This is a genomic window from Dietzia sp. SLG310A2-38A2 (assembly GCF_014145095.1).
Lineage (GTDB): Bacteria > Actinomycetota > Actinomycetes > Mycobacteriales > Mycobacteriaceae > Dietzia.
The window spans coordinates 14,829-16,595 of the sequence record NZ_JAALDX010000417.1 but is presented as its reverse complement, the minus strand read 5'-3'; the positions used below and the strand labels follow the sequence as shown (position 1 = coordinate 16,595).

Genomic DNA, 1,767 nt, shown 5'->3' with positions numbered 1-1,767 from the left:
CGGCACCCGGACTCCCGGGTGCCGCCGTCGGCGTCTGTCCGACCGGTCCCGTGCGCACGCGCGCGGGCTGCGGTGTGGCGGCGGTGGCGATAGGGCAGAATAGACGAGGTCCCACCATGGGCCGCACGGCTTCTCGACGACGGCGTCGGGGGCGTTGACGCACGAGACGGGCGTGATCCGTCCGGGACGAGGAGAGCGATGACCGACCCGCGGGACGGCTACAAGCGTGTGATGCTCAAGCTGGGCGGAGAGATGTTCGGCGGGGGCGGCGTGGGGATCGACCCCGATGTGGTCCAGTCGGTCGCCAGGCAGATCGCCGAGGTGTCCCGCACTGGCGCGCAGATCGCGATCGTCATCGGCGGCGGGAACTTCTTCCGCGGCGCCCAGTTGCAGCAGCGCGGCCTGGACCGTGCGCGCAGCGACTACATGGGCATGCTCGGCACCGTCATGAACTGCCTCGCGCTGCAGGACTTCCTCGAGCAGGAGGGCGTGTCCACCCGCGTGCAGACCGCCATCCACATGGGGCAGGTCGCGGAACCGTACATCCCCCTGCGTGCCGAGAGGCACCTGGAGAAGGGGCGCGTGGTGATCTTCGGTGCGGGTATGGGCATGCCCTACTTCTCCACGGACACGACCGCCGCCCAACGCGCGCTCGAGATCAAGGCGGAGGTGCTGTTGATGGCCAAGGCCGTCGACGGGATCTACTCCGACGACCCGCGGACCAACCCCGACGCCGAACTGTTCACACGGATCGAACACCGCGAGTGCCTGGAACGGGGACTGAAGGTCGCCGACACGACCGCGTTCAGCCTCTGCATGGACAACAAGATGCCGATCCTGGTCTTCAACCTCCTCACCGAGGGCAACATCGCGCGCGCCGTCGCCGGTGAGGAGATCGGGACACTTGTCAGCAGCCCGGTCTGAGGCGCAGGATCCGCGAACTTCAGTCAAGTAGAGAACGGAAGGCAACACATGATCGACGACACCCTGCTCGAGGCCGAGGAGAAGATGGAGAAGGCCGTCGAGCACGTCCGTGACGAGCTCGCCGCCATCCGTACCGGTCGCGCCAACCCCGGCATGTTCAGTCGGGTGCTCTGCGAGTACTACGGGACCCTGACCCCCATCACCCAGATGGCGAGTATCGCGGTGCCCGAGCCCCGGATGCTCATCATCAAGCCGTACGAGATGTCGCAGATCGGTCCGATCGAGAACTCCATCCGCAATTCTGATCTCGGAGTCAACCCGACGAACGACGGCCAGGTTCTGCGCGTGACGGTTCCGCAGCTCACCGAGGAGCGCCGCCGCGACCTGGTCAAGCAGGCCAAGTCGAAGGCCGAGGACGGGCGCATCGCGCTCCGCGGCGTCCGCCGTAAGGCGATGGACGAGCTCAAGCGAATCGACAAGGACGGCGAGGCGGGCGAGGACGAGGTGAACGCCGCCGAGAAGGAACTCGACAAACTCACCCATCGGTTCGTCGCCGACGTGGACGAGCTCGTCAAGGCCAAGGAAGGCGAACTGATGGAGGTCTGATCTTCTCACCGCTGCCTACCCACCCCCCGAGACTCGAGGAGAATGCCGTGGACACCGCACCGCCCGGCCCGCCCGGGCCCACAGCCGCGGCCGCGGCTCCGCCGTCGCGGGCGGGCAGGGACCTGACCCGGGCCATCCCAGTGGGCGTCGGACTAGGCGCGCTGGTGATCGCGAGTATCGCGTTCAATCCCAGGGCCTGGTACCTGGTCGCCGCCGGTGCGGTGGCCATCGGGACCT

The 1,767-nt window shown here is 67.6% G+C and carries 2 protein-coding genes and 1 pseudogene; all 3 read left to right on the top strand.

Features of this window, described 5'->3' with window-relative positions; translation table 11 throughout:
- Positions 1-198 precede the first annotated feature (198 nt).
- Complete coding sequence (gene pyrH / locus G6027_RS14240) at positions 199-924, top strand: UMP kinase (RefSeq protein ID WP_182637740.1); 726 nt, start codon at positions 199-201, stop codon at positions 922-924.
- A 48-nt stretch (positions 925-972) separates the two neighbouring features.
- Complete coding sequence (gene frr / locus G6027_RS14235; RefSeq protein WP_182637739.1) at positions 973-1,530, top strand: ribosome recycling factor; 558 nt, start codon at positions 973-975, stop codon at positions 1,528-1,530.
- A 47-nt stretch (positions 1,531-1,577) separates the two neighbouring features.
- Positions 1,578-1,767, top strand: a pseudogene (locus G6027_RS18975) (phosphatidate cytidylyltransferase); the annotation flags it as partial.